This is a genomic window from Polynucleobacter acidiphobus (assembly GCF_003065385.1).
Lineage (GTDB): Bacteria > Pseudomonadota > Gammaproteobacteria > Burkholderiales > Burkholderiaceae > Polynucleobacter > Polynucleobacter acidiphobus.
In genome coordinates, this window is sequence record NZ_CP023277.1 from 466,832 (window position 1) to 485,245 (window position 18,414).

At 48.8% G+C, this 18,414-nt stretch carries 20 protein-coding genes; 10 read left to right on the top strand and 10 right to left on the bottom strand.

The features are described 5' to 3' along the window. Position 1 precedes the first annotated feature (1 nt). The gene (gene pmbA / locus AOC32_RS02520; RefSeq protein ID WP_108507980.1) at positions 2–1,348 is read left to right on the top strand and encodes a metalloprotease PmbA; all 1,347 of its coding nucleotides are present in this window, start codon (positions 2–4) and stop codon (positions 1,346–1,348) included. On the opposite strand, the gene AOC32_RS02525 is transcribed toward pmbA, so the two are convergent. The 3 genes from AOC32_RS02525 to fdxA are packed head-to-tail and all read right to left on the bottom strand — an operon-like array spanning position 1,349 to position 2,994. After that, a complete protein-coding gene (locus AOC32_RS02525) occupies positions 1,349–1,843 on the bottom strand; it encodes a dihydrofolate reductase (protein WP_234409785.1) in 495 nt (164 codons plus the stop codon). Positions 1,844–1,848: 5 nt separating this feature from the next. After that, positions 1,849–2,643: a thymidylate synthase gene (locus tag AOC32_RS02530; RefSeq protein WP_108507982.1), complete on the bottom strand. Its 795-nt coding sequence runs from the start codon at positions 2,641–2,643 to the stop codon at positions 1,849–1,851. A 27-nt stretch (positions 2,644–2,670) separates the two neighbouring features. Continuing rightward, positions 2,671–2,994 (bottom strand): ferredoxin FdxA, encoded by a 324-nt coding sequence (gene fdxA / locus AOC32_RS02535; RefSeq protein WP_108509308.1) that lies wholly within the window; start codon positions 2,992–2,994, stop codon positions 2,671–2,673. 114 nt (positions 2,995–3,108) lie between these two features. Between fdxA and AOC32_RS02540 the strand changes: the two genes are divergently transcribed. Continuing rightward, positions 3,109–4,095 (top strand): 2-hydroxyacid dehydrogenase, encoded by a 987-nt coding sequence (locus AOC32_RS02540; protein ID WP_108507983.1) that lies wholly within the window; start codon positions 3,109–3,111, stop codon positions 4,093–4,095. 12 nt (positions 4,096–4,107) lie between these two features. Here the strand turns inward: AOC32_RS02540 and AOC32_RS02545 are convergent, their stop codons facing one another. From AOC32_RS02545 to AOC32_RS02565, 5 genes are read right to left on the bottom strand one after another with little or no spacing between them, the layout of a single operon-like run. Then, positions 4,108–4,407, bottom strand: a complete 300-nt coding sequence (locus tag AOC32_RS02545) for a hypothetical protein (RefSeq protein WP_108507984.1) — start codon at positions 4,405–4,407, stop codon at positions 4,108–4,110. 12 nt (positions 4,408–4,419) lie between these two features. Continuing rightward, positions 4,420–5,721, bottom strand: coding sequence for a molybdopterin molybdotransferase MoeA (moeA, locus tag AOC32_RS02550; protein ID WP_108507985.1), 1,302 nt, complete (start codon positions 5,719–5,721; stop codon positions 4,420–4,422). A gap of 4 nt (positions 5,722–5,725) precedes the next feature. Next, the gene (mobA, locus tag AOC32_RS02555) at positions 5,726–6,331 is read right to left on the bottom strand and encodes a molybdenum cofactor guanylyltransferase MobA (RefSeq protein WP_108507986.1); all 606 of its coding nucleotides are present in this window, start codon (positions 6,329–6,331) and stop codon (positions 5,726–5,728) included. Between the two features lie 8 nt (positions 6,332–6,339). Further along, positions 6,340–7,455 carry a GTP 3',8-cyclase MoaA gene (moaA, locus tag AOC32_RS02560; protein WP_108507987.1) on the bottom strand — a complete coding sequence of 372 codons (1,116 nt, stop codon included), beginning with the start codon at positions 7,453–7,455 and terminating at the stop codon, positions 6,340–6,342. Between the two features lie 24 nt (positions 7,456–7,479). Then, positions 7,480–10,044, bottom strand: a complete 2,565-nt coding sequence (locus tag AOC32_RS02565) for an Rne/Rng family ribonuclease (protein WP_108507988.1) — start codon at positions 10,042–10,044, stop codon at positions 7,480–7,482. 388 nt (positions 10,045–10,432) lie between these two features. Here AOC32_RS02565 and AOC32_RS02570 point away from each other — a divergent pair, with 388 nt between their 5' ends. From AOC32_RS02570 to AOC32_RS02580, 3 genes are read left to right on the top strand one after another with little or no spacing between them, the layout of a single operon-like run. Further along, positions 10,433–11,488, top strand: coding sequence for an RluA family pseudouridine synthase (locus tag AOC32_RS02570; protein ID WP_108507989.1), 1,056 nt, complete (start codon positions 10,433–10,435; stop codon positions 11,486–11,488). Further along, positions 11,485–12,192: an HAD family hydrolase gene (locus AOC32_RS02575; protein WP_267895630.1), complete on the top strand. Its 708-nt coding sequence runs from the start codon at positions 11,485–11,487 to the stop codon at positions 12,190–12,192. Before AOC32_RS02570 ends, AOC32_RS02575 begins: the two co-directional genes overlap by 4 nt. Before the next feature lie 4 nt (positions 12,193–12,196). Next, positions 12,197–13,156 carry a S49 family peptidase gene (locus AOC32_RS02580; protein WP_108507991.1) on the top strand — a complete coding sequence of 320 codons (960 nt, stop codon included), beginning with the start codon at positions 12,197–12,199 and terminating at the stop codon, positions 13,154–13,156. Between the two features lie 2 nt (positions 13,157–13,158). On the opposite strand, the gene AOC32_RS02585 is transcribed toward AOC32_RS02580, so the two are convergent. Continuing rightward, positions 13,159–13,923 (bottom strand): SAM-dependent methyltransferase, encoded by a 765-nt coding sequence (locus tag AOC32_RS02585; protein ID WP_108507992.1) that lies wholly within the window; start codon positions 13,921–13,923, stop codon positions 13,159–13,161. 1 nt (position 13,924) lies between these two features. Continuing rightward, complete coding sequence (locus AOC32_RS02590) at positions 13,925–14,524, bottom strand: Maf family nucleotide pyrophosphatase (RefSeq protein ID WP_108507993.1); 600 nt, start codon at positions 14,522–14,524, stop codon at positions 13,925–13,927. 14 nt (positions 14,525–14,538) lie between these two features. Between AOC32_RS02590 and AOC32_RS02595 the strand changes: the two genes are divergently transcribed. The 5 genes from AOC32_RS02595 to fabD all read left to right on the top strand — a co-directional run bounded on the left by AOC32_RS02595 (position 14,539) and on the right by fabD (position 18,402). Beyond that, the gene (locus tag AOC32_RS02595; RefSeq protein WP_108507994.1) at positions 14,539–15,123 is read left to right on the top strand and encodes a YceD family protein; all 585 of its coding nucleotides are present in this window, start codon (positions 14,539–14,541) and stop codon (positions 15,121–15,123) included. A gap of 73 nt (positions 15,124–15,196) precedes the next feature. Then, positions 15,197–15,376 (top strand): 50S ribosomal protein L32, encoded by a 180-nt coding sequence (gene rpmF, locus AOC32_RS02600; protein ID WP_108507995.1) that lies wholly within the window; start codon positions 15,197–15,199, stop codon positions 15,374–15,376. Positions 15,377–15,448: 72 nt separating this feature from the next. After that, positions 15,449–16,459: a phosphate acyltransferase PlsX gene (gene plsX, locus AOC32_RS02605; RefSeq protein WP_108507996.1), complete on the top strand. Its 1,011-nt coding sequence runs from the start codon at positions 15,449–15,451 to the stop codon at positions 16,457–16,459. Beyond that, positions 16,456–17,448, top strand: a complete 993-nt coding sequence (locus AOC32_RS02610; RefSeq protein WP_108507997.1) for a beta-ketoacyl-ACP synthase III — start codon at positions 16,456–16,458, stop codon at positions 17,446–17,448. The genes plsX and AOC32_RS02610 overlap by 4 nt, the downstream gene beginning before the upstream one ends. Positions 17,449–17,463: 15 nt before the next feature. Further along, the gene (gene fabD, locus AOC32_RS02615) at positions 17,464–18,402 is read left to right on the top strand and encodes an ACP S-malonyltransferase (RefSeq protein ID WP_108507998.1); all 939 of its coding nucleotides are present in this window, start codon (positions 17,464–17,466) and stop codon (positions 18,400–18,402) included. The last annotated feature ends 12 nt before the right edge of the window (positions 18,403–18,414 follow it).

The following is an 18,414-nucleotide window of genomic DNA, read 5'->3' on the forward strand; positions in this document are numbered from 1 at the left end:
GATGTTCGCATATTCACACGATCAGTTCAGAATCATTATTGACTTTATTTTGGCAGAAGCCAAGCGAGTTGGGGCCACAGACGCCGCTGCTGAAATTTCAGAGGGCCATGGCTTATCCGTCACGGTTCGCAAAGGGGCGGTAGAAACGATTGAGCAGAGTGTTGATAAGCAAGTCGGGGTTAGTATTTATTTGGGTCAGCGCCGAGGCAATGCCAGCACCAGTGACTTCTCACCTGAGTCATTACGAACCACGGTGCAAGCCGCTTTCCACATTGCTAAACACACTGCAGAAGATGATTGCGCAGGATTGGCCGACCCGGATCTGCTCGAGCACCACCCATTGGATTTAGATTTATTTCATCCGTGGGAAATCGACAGTAAAAAAGCAATCGCAATTGCACGGCAGGCAGAGAAAGCCGCTTTTGCGGTCGATCGGGCCATTGTTAATAGCGATGGAGCTTCGGTATCTGCACATCAGGCCCACTTTATGTTGGGGACCAGTAACGGATTTATTGGGGGTTATCCATACTCGAGGCACTTTATCTCATGCGCTCCGATTGCAAATGCGGCGGGGAAGACCAGTTCGATGCAGCGCGATGATTGGTACAGTACCTCTCGGGTACCCACCGAACTTGCTAAACCAAGCTTGATTGGTCGATATGCAGCCCAACGCGCCCTGTCTCGTTTAAATGCGAAGTCATTGAGTACACGTCGTTGCCCAGTCATTTTTGAGGCTCCTATTGCAGTTGGGCTGATCGGATCTTTAGTTCAAGCCACTTCAGGCGCCGCACTTTACCGACGCTCTAGTTTTTTACTAGACAGTCTTGGTAAACCGGTGATGCCAAGCCATCTTGATTTATTTGAGTTGCCGCACTTAAAACGACAGACCGGCAGCGCTCCTTTTGATGAAGAGGGGGTTCGTACCCAAGCACGCTCAGTCGTCGCCAAGGGAGAGCTGCAAGGGTATTTTTTGTCGAGTTATTCAGCTCGCAAGTTAGGAATGCAAACCACCGGCAATGCTGGCGGTGCCCATCATCTGAGATTGCACAGTCAACATACACCATCGGGTGGTTTACCCGGTTTACTTAAAGAAATGGGCACTGGTCTGCTGGTGACAGAGCTCATGGGGCAGGGCGTTAACTACGTGACCGGCGATTATTCACGCGGTGCGTTTGGTTACTGGGTAGAAAATGGCGAGATTCAACATCCGGTTGAAGAAATTACGATTGCAGGCAATCTAAAAGAGATGTTGATGGATATTGCCGCAGTGGGAGACGACACCATTATTCGTGGCACTAAGGAAACGGGCTCGATTTTGATCGGTTCGATGACGATTGGTGGTAAATAGTTAGTGGCGAACTCGATTTAGGGTCACATAACTGAACTGAATATCACCTTCGCTTGCCGAAATCTGTTCCACGATTTGCCAATTCTGTGGATCGGGGATTTCAAAAAAGGTATCACCCTCAACCTCAAGCTCAATCTCGGTAATGAAGACCTGATCTGCTAGGGGGAAAGCTTGATTAAATAATTGTTGACCACCGATCACAAACACTCGTTCAAACTCGCGCAATGATTGCAAGGCCTCTTCAAGCGATGAGACCAACTCAGCACCCTTTGCCTGATAGTTAGAATTACGACTGACCACCATATTGCGTCTTCCAGGTAAGGGTCTACCAATCGATTCCCAGGTCTTGCGCCCCATAATAATGGGGTAACCCATGGTTACTTTCTTAAAAAATTGCAAATCAGCCGAGATCTTCCACGGCATTTGATTGTCTTTGCCGATCACATGATTGCGTGAGCGAGCAACGATCATCGAGATGGCAGGTTTTGTTTTCAATGAATTCAGACCGCAACCGGCGCTTTTATATGGGGGTGAGACTCATAGCCCACGATTTCAAAGTCTTCAAACTGGTAATCAAAGATTGACTCTGGTTTGCGATGAATCTTAAGGCTCGGCAATGGATAGGGTGTACGTGATAGCTGAAGCTTCACTTGCTCCAAGTGATTAATGTACAAATGACAATCACCTCCGGTCCAAATAAACTCACCGGGCTGTAAATTACATTGCTCTGCAACCATATGCGTCAGCAATGCGTAGCTGGCAATATTAAAAGGCACGCCCAGAAAAATATCAGCACTGCGCTGATAGAGTTGGCAGGAGAGTTTTCCATTGGCGACATAAAACTGAAAAAAGGCATGACAAGGCGCCAAGGCCATTTTGGGAATATCAGCGACATTCCAAGCGGAAACAATAATGCGGCGAGAATCCGGATTGGTTTTGATGGTATGAATGATCTCTTTAATTTGATCGATATGCTCGCCATTGGGTGTGGGCCAGGATCGCCATTGGTAGCCATAAACCGGTCCAAGATCTCCGTTGGGAGCGGCCCACTCGTCCCAAATGGATACACCACGCTCTTTGAGCCATTGATTGTTGGTATTACCGCTCAGAAACCACAAGAGCTCATAAATGATGGATTTCAGGTGAAGCTTCTTCGTGGTAACAAGTGGAAAGCCCTCTGCGAGATCAAAGCGCATCTGATAGCCAAAAACCGATAAGGTTCCAGTACCGGTGCGATCCGATTTTTGGGCGCCATGCTCGAGAACATGGTGCATGAGTTCATGAAATTGGCGCATGCGAAATTAAGTCAATGCAATTTGGTATTACTTCTCGAGATGCTCAAGCTTACTTTTGACATCTTTCCAATCATCCGCATCGGCTAGAGGCGCCTTGGATTTTGTAATACTTGGCCACTGCTTTGCGAGCTCAAGATTGATTGCAATAAAGTTTTGTTGATCACCTGGCACATCATCTTCTGCGTAAATCGCATTGACAGGACACTCTGGTACACATACCGCACAATCGATGCATTCATCTGGATCAATTGCCAAGAAGTTTGGACCTTCGCGAAAACAGTCAACGGGGCATACATCAACGCAATCGGTGTATTTACAACGAATGCAGGATTCAGTGACAACGTAGGTCATAGCTCGCTCTGAAGAATAAATACCATCAAAAACACGAAAATAATCAATCACTGGATTTTATCCCAAATGGTGTAAAGTCTTGATTCCACCGATATCGCACCCCTATATAGAGCCATGACAACCAAACCAACAATCCTTGTTGCCCGTGCCATTTTTCCGGATGATTTAGCAAAATTGCAGGATCGTTACAAGGTGTTATCCAATCAGGCTGATCAGGTATTTACCCCAGATGAATTGCGTAATCATCTGGCGAATGTCGATGGCGCATTAGTCACTGGTAGCGAGCGAATCGATCAAAGTGCCTTGGCCGATGCCAAGCGCCTGAAAATCGTAGCTAATATTTCAGTCGGCTATAACAATTTTGATGTGCCAGCGATGACCGCAGCCAAGGTCATGGCAACGAATACTCCCGATGTATTGACCGACACAACCGCTGATTTCGGCTTTGCGCTTTTAATGGCGACTGCCCGACGGATCACGGAATCAGAGCATTGGATCCGAAATGGTCAATGGGATAAATGGTCTATCGTGCACAACCCCCTGGGAATGGATTTGCACCACAGCACTCTTGGCATTATTGGGATGGGTCGAATTGGGCAAGGTATTGCTAAACGGGCCTTAGGTTTTGGAATGAAAGTGATGTATCACAACCGCAAACGCTTAAGCGAGGCGGATGAAAGAGCGTGTGGCGCTCAATATGTTGATAAAGAAACCTTACTCCGCGAAGCCGACCATGTCGTCTTGGTGGTGCCATACTCTGCAGAGAGCCATCATCTAATTGGCGCTAAAGAAATTGCGCTAATGAAACCGACTGCTACGTTAGTCAATATTGCGCGTGGCGGTATTGTTGACGACGCAGCTTTGGCGGCTGCATTAAAAGCAAAAACAATCTTTGCGGCAGGCCTTGATGTCTTTGAGGGCGAACCGAAAGTTCATCCGGAATTGCTCAAGTTAAGTAATGTGGTGCTGGCACCGCATATCGCTAGTGCGACTGAAAAAACTCGACGCGCGATGATTGCGCTAGCGGCTGAAAACCTAGGCGCAGCCCTCGAGGGAAAGCGTCCGCCGATTTTGATCAATACCGAATTGTGGAAAGCCTAATCCACTCAGCTGTTATTGCTGTATATCGTCGGTCTCTTCGGTGAGCTCTTTGAGGGCAAGCTCAATGCCGCCAAATTTCTCTGCAACCCAGTTATAGACCTTACAGGCGATCCATAAGAGGCCAAAGCCCAAAATCGCATTTAGGACCAGGGCGGAAATCACCGTAAATCCAGGAATTGACCCGTCTCGAATAAAGGCGACAAAGAGCGCCAATAAAACGATGGGGACCGAAAAGCATAAGTAAACCAAAACCAAGGTTTTGGCGGTATGCATGGGATCTAAAAATACAATCTCTTTTTTAGTAAATTTCATGATCCCGCCATCTTAAAGCAGTCCATCAAAAATCTCCACATCCACCCAATCGCCAGGCGCAATATTTCCTTGGTCATGATGAAGAACGATGAAACAATTGGCTTCACTCATGGAGCGCAAAATCCCAGCACCTTGGCTGCCCGTGGTTTTAACTGCCCATTGACCCTGAGGATCCTGAAACAGGATCCCCCGTTGAAATTCGGTGCGACCGGATTTCTTTCGAATTCCTGTGGCAGATCGAACTGGAATCAAAGGGATCTCAACCCGTTTGGCACCATTCAGTTGTAATAGCGCATTGCGAACAAATTGATAAAAGGTCACCATCACCGCTACGGGGTTACCCGGTAAGCCAAAAAATACGGTGGGAGTAGACTTACTCGAACTTGGCTTTAGGCTACCGAATGCCATAGGTCGACCGGGGCGCATGGCAATTTTCCAAAATCCAACTTCACCCAGCTCTTCCATCATTTGCTTGGTGAAATCCGCCTCCCCAACCGAGACCCCACCTGAGGAGATGATGACATCAGCCGATTGGGCTGCCGCAATGAAAGCCTTGCGAAGATCATCGGGGTTATCTCGCACGATGCCGCAATCCATCACCTCCATACCCAGTCGCTCAATGCAGGCGCGTAGACTGTAGCGATTGCTGTCGAAGATCTTGCCAGGTGTTAACGATTCATGGATATCACAGAGTTCATTGCCGGAGGAGAGAATTGCCACCTTGGTCAGTTGATAGACTTCAAGCTGATGAATGCCCAAAGATGCCGCAAGACCGAGGTCAGCGGGGCGCAAAATACGGCCCTGCAAAATGGCTGCTTTGTCGGACTGCAAATCCTCACCCCGTAAGCGACGATTCTCGCCAGCACGAACGATGCTCCTGGAAAAGCTCACCAGACCATTGCTAAGAGTCTTGGTAAATTCCTGGGGGACAACCGTGTCGCACGTTGCGGGCATCAAGGCACCCGTCATGATCTTGATGCATTGACCAGGTTCAACGGTCAGCATTTCAGTTTGCCCAGCATGCAGTGTTCCAATGATGGTTAATGCAAGATCTTGGCGATCATCAGATAGTTCACTACTATTGAATGCATACCCATCCATGGCAGAGTTGTCATGGGCAGGAACATCGATGGGGGATAAAAGATCGCTCGCCAAGATTCGACCGAGGCATTGATGGAGAGGTAAGGTCTCTTTTCTGAGATGCATTGCCGACGATTTGTAACTTGATGTGATTAGGTCAGCAATGGCTTGCCGCGCATCCGTTACAGATAAAAAATCCGACTGGAATTCTTGATTTGCTTTATTGGTTTCCATACCTTTAGGTGGTAAATTTTTCTAATTGAGCCAGCTCCTCTGGAGTGTTGGCATTGGCAAACGCAGATTCATTTGTAAAAATAGTGGTGCAAGCATCATGAGACGCAAACCAGCGATCAATCTTGCGTTGCCCATCAGCCAAAAATTGTTCCAAGGAAAGAAGTACTTCTCGTTTCATTAGGCAAAAGACAGGTTGTGCCCAAATCTTCCCTTCAGAATCTTGACTAGATGCATAGGCAATATTCGCCCCTTGCTTTTCTAGTCGATCGGCGAGTGCCACGACTAAATCGGTTGGAAAAAGGGGAGAATCGCAGGGAGCAGTCACCATATAAGGCGTATCGCAAGCCTTAAGGCCAACCAGATAGCCCGCTAAGGGACCAGCAAAATCCTGACTCTCGTCGGTCACAATGGGGTAGCCATAGTGCGAATAAATATCCTGATTGCGATTAGCGTTAATTAATAAGCCTGAGACTTGTGGTGCAAGGCGATGAATGGCATGTTCGATTAAAGGCTTACCTTGAAACGGCACGAGGCCTTTATCGATTCCGCCCATGCGTTGCGCACGACCGCCTGCAAGTAATAGACCGGTAATTTCAGAACGCGCAATCATCCGCAGGCCTAACCACCAATATAGGACATTTCAACTTTGCGTTGCTTGCGTTCTAAATCCTTAGTGTGAAGGTGTCTGATCTCGGAGTAGCGATCATCGCGGTTCGACCATGTTTGCATAACAGCGTTTGCAATTTCAAGATCGGAGCGACCAGATCGCATGAGGGTTTTGAAATCAAATCCTTCGGTGGCAAATAAACATAAAAATAGCTGCCCATCTGTAGATAGCCGGGCACGGGAGCATTCATGACAAAACGCTTGGGTCACACTCGAGATCACACCAATTTCGCCCGCCCCATCCAGATAACGCCAGCGTTGAGCGACTTCGCCGGTGTAATTTGGATCAATTTGCTCAAGAGGGAAGTGTTCAGAAATCATGGCAATCACCTCGGCGGATGGCAACACTTGATCTAGATTCCATCCATTCGAGGAGCCTACATCCATGAATTCAATGAAGCGGAGCGTGATGCCGCGATTACGAAAATACTTGGCCATTGGCAAGATCTCGTGATCGTTTACCCCTTTTTTGACCACCATATTGACTTTGATGCCTTCGAAGCCCGCCTTTTGCGCTGCCTCAATTCCTTTGAGCACATCGCTAACTGGATAGTCGACATCATTCATCGCCTTGAAAATCGCATCATCGAGCGCATCCAAACTCACCGTTAGTCGTTGTAAGCCAGCCTCTTTTAGGAGGACTGACTTCTTACTTAAAAGACTACCATTGGTTGTTAAGGTTAAGTCCAGCGCTTGATGTTGTGGAGTTCGAAGCTTGGCCAGCATAGAAATTAAGGTTTCTAGATCTTTTCGAAGCAAGGGTTCGCCACCGGTTAAGCGAATTTTTTCAACCCCAAGAGAAACAAAAATCGTGGCTAAGCGATGAATCTCCTCAAAACTTAATAATTCGGATTGCGCCAGGTATGGATAGTCTTGATTAAATACCTCTTTAGGCATGCAGTAAGTGCACCGAAAATTACACCGATCGGTGACCGAGATGCGCAAATCGCGCAATGGCCGCTGACGACGATCAAGGGTGCGGCCATGCGCCTCGCTGAGTGTATTTGGGATCAACGGCAAAGGACCCCTGGGGGTCTCTTTGCGTATCGGTATGACAGGCTTCACCATAATTCACATTATGGCCTTAAACGACTAAATCGTTTTATCGATGGTTTTTTCTTGGCCGCCTGTTTCGATTAGCACCATTGGGCCTGTTGGCAGGCTTGCAGGCGCTTTGGGCACTCGCGGAACGCGGGGTGCCGGGCTTTCTGCCTGAATCTGGGTTTGAACTTCTGCCAATTTCGATTGATCTGTTCCCACCCAAACCATTCCTGCGCCTTGCACCACATCCTTTAATGGTTCTTCAGCTAAGGGTGTGAATGCTACTTTGGGTAATTCAGGTAGAGGTGCCGCAGTAAGCACTTCTAGGTTCATCGCAGGTATAGCAATCGGTTCAATTGCAGTTGGAGTCGCTTCTTCACGTCGCTCCCGACGCTGACTGGGACGCCGTCCTCCGGTGGATTCTCGGAAGGTGCTGACAATTCGAGTCAGTGGCACCGATGCTGAGCGACCACCGAGCCCCATCGGAAAGCCTGGATTGGATTCTGATGGCATTGCTGAGTTACCAGCCTCATTGCGCTCCGTTCGTTCGCCACGGTTGCGACCGCGACCTCGACGGTTACGACCCCGGCGGCGTTCTTCCCCAGCGTTTTCAGACTCATCAGCTGCACCTATCACTTGCGGTGCAGGATTAGCAGTTTCTAGCTTCTCTTGAGTATTTTGACGCTCACCCCGGTTACGACCACGACCTTCTGAACGTGGCGGGCGATTTCCTGCAGCCTCGGCCGGCTCGGCAGTTTTCTCAGTGCGATCGGATGAGTCGGCACGCTGATTTTTTTCATTGCGATTGCGACCCCTGTTGCGGTTGCGATCACCATTACGGCCACGATTTTCAGATCGGGGATTTGGTTTTGTCTCTGGAGCTGCCGGTGGCGTGCTCGAAGAAAAAAGTTTTTTGATAAACCCGAGGAAACCGCCTGACTCAGGAGTGGAGGAACTGGGTTTTGGATCCCGAACTGGACGCGGTGATGCGGCGGGCGCTGGTTGACTTGGGGTAATCCCTTTTACTGCAGCCTCAGGGCGAGCACGCACCTCATCATTTTTGCGACCAATGACTGCATCGGTTTCGAGTTCGCGCGAGGCTTCCTCCACCATGACATAGCTCAGTTTTTGCTCATCTAAGCGGGGGTCATCATGACGCAGACGTTCTAATTTGTAATGAGGGGTCTCCAGATGCTTATTGGGGATCATCAAAATATGCACCTTAAAGCGCGTCTCAATCTTGATCACTTCAGCCCGCTTTTCATTGAGCAAGAAGGCAACCACCTCCACTGGCACCTGGCAGTGGATCGCGGCGGTATTCTCTTTCATAGCCTCTTCCTGAATAATTCTCAGGACTTGCAATGCAGAGGATTCGGTATCACGAATATGACCTGTTCCATTGCAACGTGGGCAAGTAACGTGACTGCCTTCTGATAGAGCTGGGCGCAAACGCTGACGCGAGAGCTCCATCAAACCAAATTTAGAAATCTTGCCCATTTGCACCCGTGCCCGATCGTGGCGCAAGGCATCGCGTAGGCGATTTTCAACATCTCGCTGACTCTTCGAGGACTCCATGTCAATGAAGTCAATCACGATTAGGCCGCCAAGATCACGCAGGCGCATTTGCCGTGCAATTTCATCGGCCGCCTCGAGATTGGTTCGAGTTGCGGTCTCCTCAATATCTGACCCACGCGTTGCGCGCGCAGAGTTCACATCGACTGATACCAAGGCCTCCGTGTGATCAATGACGATTGCGCCGCCAGAGGGCAGGGGAACCGTTCTGGAATAGGCGGTTTCAATTTGATGCTCAATTTGGAATCGTGAGAAAAGAGGGACATCATCTTGATAGCGCTTTACCCGAGGCAAGTTATCTGGCATCACCACTGACATGAATGCCTGGGCTTGCTCATAAATATCATCGGTATCAATCAGAATCTCGCCAATGTCGGGCTGGAAATAATCGCGAATAGCTCGGATCACAAGACTCGACTCTAAGTAAATGAGTAAGGGCGCCGAGTTTCCTTTGGCTGCCTCATCAATGGCTTTCCACAATTGCATGAGGTAATTAAGGTCCCACTGCAACTCGGTGGCATCCCGACCAATTCCTGCGGTTCTGGCAATAATGCTCATTCCATCGGGTACCTCAAGTTGCGCCATGGCTTCACGTAACTCTTGCCGATCCTCGCCTTCAATGCGGCGTGATACACCACCTCCGCGCGGATTGTTTGGCATTAATACTAGATAACGTCCCGCTAGAGAGATAAAGGAGGTTAGGGCAGCGCCTTTTTGACCGCGCTCTTCTTTTTCAACCTGAACAATGATTTCTTGACCCTCCCGCAGCGCATCCTTGATCGACGCATTGCGGACATCAATGCCATCCTTAAAGTAGGTTCTAGCGACTTCCTTAAAGGGTAAAAAACCGTGCCGCTCCTCGCCATAGTTGACGAAGCAGGCCTCTAAAGACGGCTCAATTCGGGTGATGACACCTTTATAAATATTGCCTTTGCGCTGTTCGCGGCCGGCAGTTTCAATATCGATATCGATTAATTTTTGACCATCAACGATGGCAACCCGCAACTCTTCTTGTTGCGTTGCATTGAATAACATGCGCTTCATAACACTCTCCTAAATGGGAGACGGACTTGAGCGACACGAAGTGGATGACAAATAAGCTCTGAAGAAAATCCCCAGAGTTCTGGGGTGAGACAAACAAAGTTCCTAAACAGGAAAAGTACCAATTAAATTGGCTTAGGTCTCACATGAACGCTCGCCACAGAGATGTCCTTTAGTTCTCAATGTAGGCGCTCGTTTTAAAAACGGTCATCTGCTTTCGGGGGTCGCGGCAAATATCACGCCAACCCTTGCGCCTCATTAAAACGGGAGAGGGGCAACCCCGGGAGTCTATTCATGGGCGACTCCAAGCTCCGGAATTCAAATTCTTAGTCATCAATGACTTAGAGCCTTGATTATAGGACACAAAACGGTCGACAATGGGGATGATCCAATGAATAAATCCACAAAACCCCCCTCAAAACCCCGCATTTCTGGCAAGGAAGCCTCTAAAACCAAGGTTTTGGCAGCCGTTTTGGAAACCGTGGGACCTGATTTTGCCGGTCAGCGACTGGATAATTATTTATTAAGGTGGGCTAAAGGGGTTCCAAAAAGCCATATTTACCGAATTATTCGCTCAGGCGAGGTGCGGATCAACAAAAAGAGGGCCCTGCCAAGCTCTCGCCTGGTTGAGGGTGATGTGGTTCGCTTGCCTCCAACCCGATTGGCTGAGCCTAAGAAATTGGATCAAGTGATCTCGGAAGCTCAGGCTAAAACCCTGGCAACGGATATCCCCATTTTGTTTGAGGATGAATATTTGTTAGTGATTGATAAACCCTCTGGGCTGGCGGTTCATGGGGGTTCGGGTGTGCAGTTGGGGGCGATTGAGTTATTTCGTAAGGCAAGGCCAGAGAATTCATTTTTGGAACTAGTTCATCGCTTAGATCGCGACACTTCTGGAATCCTGATCATGGCAAAAAAGCGCAGTGCACTTCTGGAAATGCATCGGCAGATTCGGGAGGGCTTAACCGATAAGCGTTATCGCTTAATTGCCCATGGAGCAATGGATGCAATGACTGGCACCAAGCAGTTAAAGTTTCCTCTGCTGAAATATCTACTAGAGAACGGTGAGCGTCGGGTTCGGGTGGATCCAAAAGGACAAGCAAGTCACACGAACATTCGGGTTACAGAGCTCTTCCAACGCGATAGCACGAGTTTTACATTGGTTGAAGCGCAGTTAAAAACCGGGCGCACCCATCAAATTCGGGTGCATTTACAAAAAATCGGACATCCAATCTTGGGTGACGATAAATATGGTTTGGAATCCGGCGATAAGGAGTTGAGGGTTAAGCAACTTTTTCTCCATGCACATCTTGCGGTCTTCTCCCATCCTAAAACTTTGGAGAAAATGCGTATAGAAGCCGATCTGCCAAAACGGTTTCATGATTTTCTTGCACAATGGGACAGCCGTTTTTTGGCTAAAACGCAACAACCGAAAGAGATCGATTGAAGACAAACGAACGTCGTTATGAGTTAATCGTCTGGGACTGGGATGGCACGATTATGGATTCCACGCCAACGATCGTCCATTGCATTCAGCAGGCTTGCCGAGATCTGGATTTTCCGGTACCCGAGGACTCGATTGCGAGCTATGTGATTGGTTTGGGTATTCATGATTCACTGCGACGTGTAGTGCCAACCATCGACCCTAAGCATTTTCCAACGCTCGTCGATCGTTTTCGCTATCACTATTTAGCAAAGGATCATGAACTGCATCTTTTTGAGGGCATGCGAGACTTGCTTGAGAGCTTAAAAACCCAGGGCTTTATGTTGGGGGTAGCAACAGGCAAGCCCAGACGCGGGCTCGATCGATCGTTGCGTCATCATCAGTTAGAACATCTATTTCATGACACACGAACTGCAGATGAGTCCTTCGCCAAACCCCACCCAGGTATGTTGATGGATTTATCGGATCGTCTTCAAGTCCCAGTGCGCAAGATGTTGATGATTGGGGATACAACGCACGATCTTCAGATGGCTCAAGCTGCTGGAGTGGATGCGATCGCAGTTACTTATGGTGCCCACCCAGCCGATGCCTTGCGCTCTGCAAATTCTTTGGCTTGCTTTGATAATGTAGAGGTTTTAGGAAACTGGTTGATGCAGAATTTGCATCAACCATCCCAAGATCCTACCGAATTAAGTAAAGCGAGTTAAGAATATGAATCAAAACCCCGAGTCATCCAATTCAAATGCGCAGTGGGAGCGCAGTGCTCTCGAGCATTTATTGCTTGAGAACCTTAAAGAAAATCGCAAGGCAAGACGTTGGCGAGCCATTCTGCGTATCTTGACCCTGGTTGTTTTGGTGGGTCTTGTGACACAAATCTTTGATATTGGCTTACCGGGGAGCGGGGGCAGTGGCAAACATACTGCACTCGTTAGCATTGAAGGTGAGATTTCACCCAATTCGGTCGCAAATGCATTGGATATTAATTCAGCATTGAGCGCCGCATTTGAAAGCAAAGAGGCTGCCGGGGTAGTACTCCGTATCAATAGTCCGGGCGGCTCTCCTGTGCAAGCTGGCATGATTAATGATGAGATCAAACGTTTGCGTGGCCTGTATCCCGATAAACCTTTTTATGTCGTAGTTGAAGATGTTTGTGCTTCGGGTGGGTACTATGTGGCGGTGGCCGGAGACAAGATTTTGGTGGATAAAGCCAGTATTGTTGGCTCGATTGGAGTCGTCATGGGCGGCTTTGGATTTACCGGGCTGATGGATAAGATGGGTATCTCGCGACGTTTGATTACGGCGGGGTCGGATAAGGGCATGCTCGATCCATTCTCTAAAGAAAATCCCAAGCAAGTCGAGATGGTTAAAAAAATGCTCGATGAAATCCATGAGCAATTTATTACTGTCGTGAAAGAGGGTCGCGGCGAGCGCCTGAAGAATGACCCGGATATTTTTTCGGGTCGAGTATGGAATGGCGAACAGGCAGTTCAGTTGGGATTGGTCGATGGTTACGGCACGGTTGATTCTGTCGCACGCGATCTTTTAAAAACACCCGATGTGGTGGAGTACACCCTCAAAGAGAATTTTGCTGAGCGAGTCGCGAAGCGCTTTGGGGCGGAGACCGGCGCTGCGATTAGCAAGGCCTTATCGCGAAGTGCGGAGATGCGCTAACACTAAGCGAGCATCAAAAAAATAGCAGGTCTATTTTTGACGAGATCGGATAGGGCTTCCGGTTTGGTATAGCGCTTGCGCCAAGATTCAGTCGACCCAGTCCATACCCATTCACTATTTAGCGTTAAATCAATCGCTACGCAGAGACGAGTTTGGGGGGATAGCGAACTTAAGCAGCTTTGCAGCATTGCAGTGTTTCGATAGGGAGTTTCAATCCAAATTTGGGTCTCGCGGTGCCGCCTGGAGTTTTCTTCTAATTCCTTAAGCTTTTTTGAACGCTCTGCGGCTTCAACAGGAAGATATCCATTGAATTGAAAGCGTTGACCATTAAGACCGCTTGCCATCAGTCCGAGCAATATTGAGCTGGGACCTACTAAGGGCTTAACTTTAGCCCCACATTGATGTGCGGCTTGGACAATCTCTGCGCCAGGATCAGCAACGCCTGGAACGCCTGCTTCTGACAATAGGCCCACATCGTGCCCCGCTTGAATGGGGGCAAGCAATTCCTCCGGTTTAAGGCTCAAGGCATGTTTGCGGTCGGGGCCGCGCCACTCTTGCATCACCATCTCTTGTAATGAATGGTGTAGTGGTTCGATTTCATGAACGGCATTTAAAAATGCACGGCTTGTTTTGGCGTCTTCCACAATCCAATATTTAATTTTTGCAATCAGTCGAAGGTTCTCGGCTGGTATGACGTGATGGAGTTGCGCAGCTCGGTTGTCACTACCTAATGTATTGGGCACCAAATACAAGTTACCAATTTGCATGCTATTCAGATTTTTGTGTTGCAGGTAGAGGAATTCCCGCTTGAAGGAGTAGGCTTGTCAGGGCAATTAAAGGTAAACCAATCAGTGCCGTTGGATCTTCGCTCTCAATTTTTTCGAGAAGAATAATTCCCATACCTTCTGATTTAGCGCTACCAGCACAGTCATAAGGCTGTTCTAAACGAAGGTATTGATCCAAAACTTGCTCGGGTAGATTGCGAAATTGAACAGCGGTTGGGACATGGATTGTTTCGCAAAAACCCTGAGCGATTAGGCAAAGTGATGTATGAAAAACAACGACTTGACCCTGCATTTGTTTGAGTTGGGCTAAAGCGGCGGCGTGCGAACCTGGCTTACCAATGATGTGACCATTTAAATCGGCGCTTTGATCGGAGCCAATCACCCAAGCGTTCGGATGCAAGGATGCGATCGCTTGTGCTTTTGCTTGTGCTAACCGAAGTGTGAGATTTTTGGGAGTCTCGCCTGGTAGCGGGGATTCATCTAGGTTAGGTGCAATCGCTACAAATGGCACCCCAAGTCGTTGAAGCAGCTGCTGTCGATAAGGTGAGCTTGAGGCAAGAATCAGGGTGGTGGCCGACGGCATAAGTGAGTAACTAAATGATGTTTGATAATGTCAATGGCTTAAATAAATTACAAATCGTCGATCGAATGACACAGAACTCGCCTTACCCAATTCAATCTCTAGAGATGAACCCCAGCTCCTTGCTTAGAGTTGATATGTTAGCGCCTGTCTCTTATCAAGGCGAGGGATTTATCCAGCTTGCCGATTTTCCACGACTTTTAGCAGAATCAGCTTCTGTGAGTCCGGGCGATGGATTTGATTGCCAAATTGTAGGTTGGCATCGCGATGATCGGCCGTTCATTGAGGTAAAGATTCGGGGGCGGATAGCGATTGCCTGTCAACGTTGCTTAGAGCCCATCGGATTGGAGTTGGAAATACACAAGACCTACGTTTTTTTAAGAACGGAATTGGAGGCGGATCAATTCCCCATGGATCGAGATGACGAGGAGGCAATGGTTGCCTCAACCCACTTTAATTTGCTTGAAGCGATCGAAGATGAGATTTTGCTAGCGCTGCCTCACGCCCCTAAACACCCGGTCGGCCAGTGTCAATTGCGGCCAGTGGAGGCTGACTTGGAACGGCCTAATCCCTTTAAGGCATTGAAAAACCTCAAGAAATAGCCATCATTTTGTTGGCGAATGCGGGTTTTTACCACTTTATATGTTAGAATTGCGCCTTGCTTAGGAGTTCATTATGGCCGTCCAACAGAATAAAAAATCCCCTTCGAAACGTGGCATGCATCGTGCTCACGATTTTTTGACTGCACCCGCGATTGCAGTAGAGTCCACCACCGGTGAGGCCCATTTGCGCCACCACGTATCCCCTAATGGTTACTACCGTGGTCGTAAAGTCGTTAAAACGAAGAACGACTAATTCCTCATTGTTTGATCGAAGCGGCTCAGGCCGCTTTTTTCTTAAACACAATCGACGTTTCATACACATTCAATGAGTATCACTCTGGCAGTGGATGCTATGGGCGGGGACTTTGGAGTTGAAGTTACGATCCCAGCCTGCTGTGATTTTCTGCGAGATCATCCCGACGCTAAGATTGTTGCCATTGGCGATGCCCAAGCGATTGGGCAGTCGATTCGCAAATCCAATCCAAATTTACTAGACCGCTTTCAGATTCTTGGCGCCTCTGAAATCGTCTTAATGGACGACCCCATTGAAGTGGCTTTGCGTCGTAAGAAAGACTCATCCATGCGCGTTGCTATCGAGCAGGTGCGTGATGGCAAGGCAGACGCTGTCATTTCTGCAGGTAATACGGGCGCGTTGATGGCAATCTCCCGCTATATCTTAAAAACCTTGGATGGGATTGATCGACCAGCAATTGCGACGGCGATACCGAATGAGTTGGGAAAGGGCACTACCGTACTTGATCTCGGTGCCAATGCCGATTGCGAGCCAATTCATCTTTTACAATTTGCGCAAATGGCTGATGTGATGTTGCGGGTGGTTAATGGCAACCCACAGCCTTCTATTGGCCTACTGAACATTGGCGAAGAAGTCATTAAGGGTAATGAGGTAGTGAAACAAACTGCGGAACTATTGCGCCAAAGCCAATTGCATTTTTATGGCAATGTCGAAGGGAACGATATATTCAAGGGGACCACGGATATTGTGGTTTGCGATGGCTTCGTTGGCAACGTTGTTTTAAAAGCCAGCGAAGGCTTGGCGAAAATGATGAGTGGCATGATCCGTGAAGAATTTAATCGATCCTTACTAACTAAATTAATGGGCCTGGCTGCTTTATTGCCGTTGAAAAGAGTGCGCCAACGGGTGGATCATCGGCGCTACAACGGCGCAGTTCTGTTGGGCCTCAAGGGTTGCGTCATCAAAAGCCATGGCTCTGCTGATCGCTTTGCCTATAAGGTATCGCTTGAGCGTGCATACGATGCCGCCAAGAATCGCATGGTCGAGAAAATTGCTGAGTCATTTACGTTGAGGTCCGCATGAGTAAGAGTCGATTTGCTCGGATTGCGGGCACCGGCAGTTATCTGCCCGCATTAAGGCTGAGTAATCAAGACTTGGTTGACCGTTTAGCCAAAGAGGGTGTTGAGACCAGTGATGATTGGATTAAGACCCGTAGTGGCATTTCAGCCAGGCATTTTGCCGCCCCCGATGAACTAACCAGTGATTTGGCGGTCAAGGCAGCACAGGGTGCGATGATGGAAGCGCAATGGAATGCCGATGACATTGAGTTAATCATTTTGGCGACCTCAACCCCCGATCATCTAGGCGGTTTTCCAAGCACGGCATGCGTGATTCAAGATAAATTAGGTCTAAGGAATGGTTGTGCTGCCTTTGATGTGCAGGCGGTGTGTGCTGGGTTTTCGTATGCCCTGAGTACGGCGGATGCGTTTATTCGGGCTGGCATGTACCAAAAGATTTTGGTCATCGGGGCTGAAGTGTTCTCTCGAATCTTGGACTTCAAGGATCGGGGTACATGCGTACTTTTTGGAGATGGAGCGGGTGCTGTTGCGCTCGAAGCCTCCGATCAGGCCGGAATCTTAGCGAGCGCCTTGCATGCAGATGGTAGTCAACGTGATATTTTGTGCGTTCCTGGACGAGCAACTTGCGGCGGGATTGAAGGAGTTCCCTTTTTACGCATGGATGGCCAATCTGTCTTTAAATTAGCCGTGAAGGTGTTAGAACAGGTCGCCCACGAGGTTTTGCAAAAAGCCAATATGCAGCCTGAACAAATTGACTGGCTCGTCCCTCACCAAGCTAATATTCGCATTATGGAAGGAACGGCCCGCAAAATGGGAATGTCCATGGATCGAGTGATTGTCACGGTGCATGAGCATGGTAATACCTCTGCCGCATCGATTCCCCTGGCGCTCGATCATGGCATTCGATCGGGTCAAATTAAGCGCGGTCAGCACATTTTGCTAGAAGGAGTTGGGGGCGGTTTTGCTTGGGGCGCGGTTGTATTGCGCTATTAATGAGAAAAAATTGATATGACATTTGCATTTGTATTTCCAGGTCAAGGCTCACAATCCGTGGGGATGCTGAACTCGCTGGCTTCGCGAACAGAGGTGCATGCCACTCTGCAAGAAGCATCCGATGCGTTGGGTGAGAACATTGGTAAGTTAATTGCGGAGGGGCCAGCTGAGGCATTGGCCTTAACCACCAACACTCAACCAGTGATGCTGACCGCCGGTGTTGCTTGCTATCGAGCCTGGTTGGCCTCTGGCGGACCCAAGCCCAGCGTGGTTGCAGGCCACAGCTTGGGGGAGTACTCAGCCTTGGTTGCTGCTGGTGTGATTCGTTTTAAAGATGCCTTACCTTTGGTACGATTTCGTGCAGAGGCCATGCAATCGGCGGTGCCGGTGGGCACAGGTGGCATGGCGGCAATTTTGGGGCTTGATGATCAAAAAGTGATCGAAGTGTGTGCGCTCGCAAGTCGCGAGTGCGGCAAAGTCGTCGAGGCTGTTAATTTCAACGCCCCTGGCCAGATTGTGATTGCCGGTGCGACCGAGGCGGTGACTAAGGCATGCGAGCTACTCAAAGCAGCTGGCGCCAAGCGTGCTCTACCCCTCCCAGTCTCTGCCCCGTTCCATTCCTCGCTCCTGCAGCCTGCATCGGAAAAGCTGAAGAGTTATTTAGAGAGCATTGAATTTCATGCACCTTGTGTGCCAGTCATTAATAATGTGGACGTATCCATTTTGGTGACCCCAGAGCAAATCAAAGACGCCTTAGTTCGTCAAGCAGCTAAGCCGGTACGTTGGCAAGAGACCATTCGTGCTATGGCTGATCGCGGAGTTACTCAGGTTGTTGAGTGTGGTCCCGGTAAAGTACTGGCTGGATTAACAAAACGCATTGATGATCGTCTTCAAGGCATGGCGATTACCGATGAGTCAAGTTTAATGGACGCATTGCAACAGTTAAAAACCTAATTTGTGAAATTC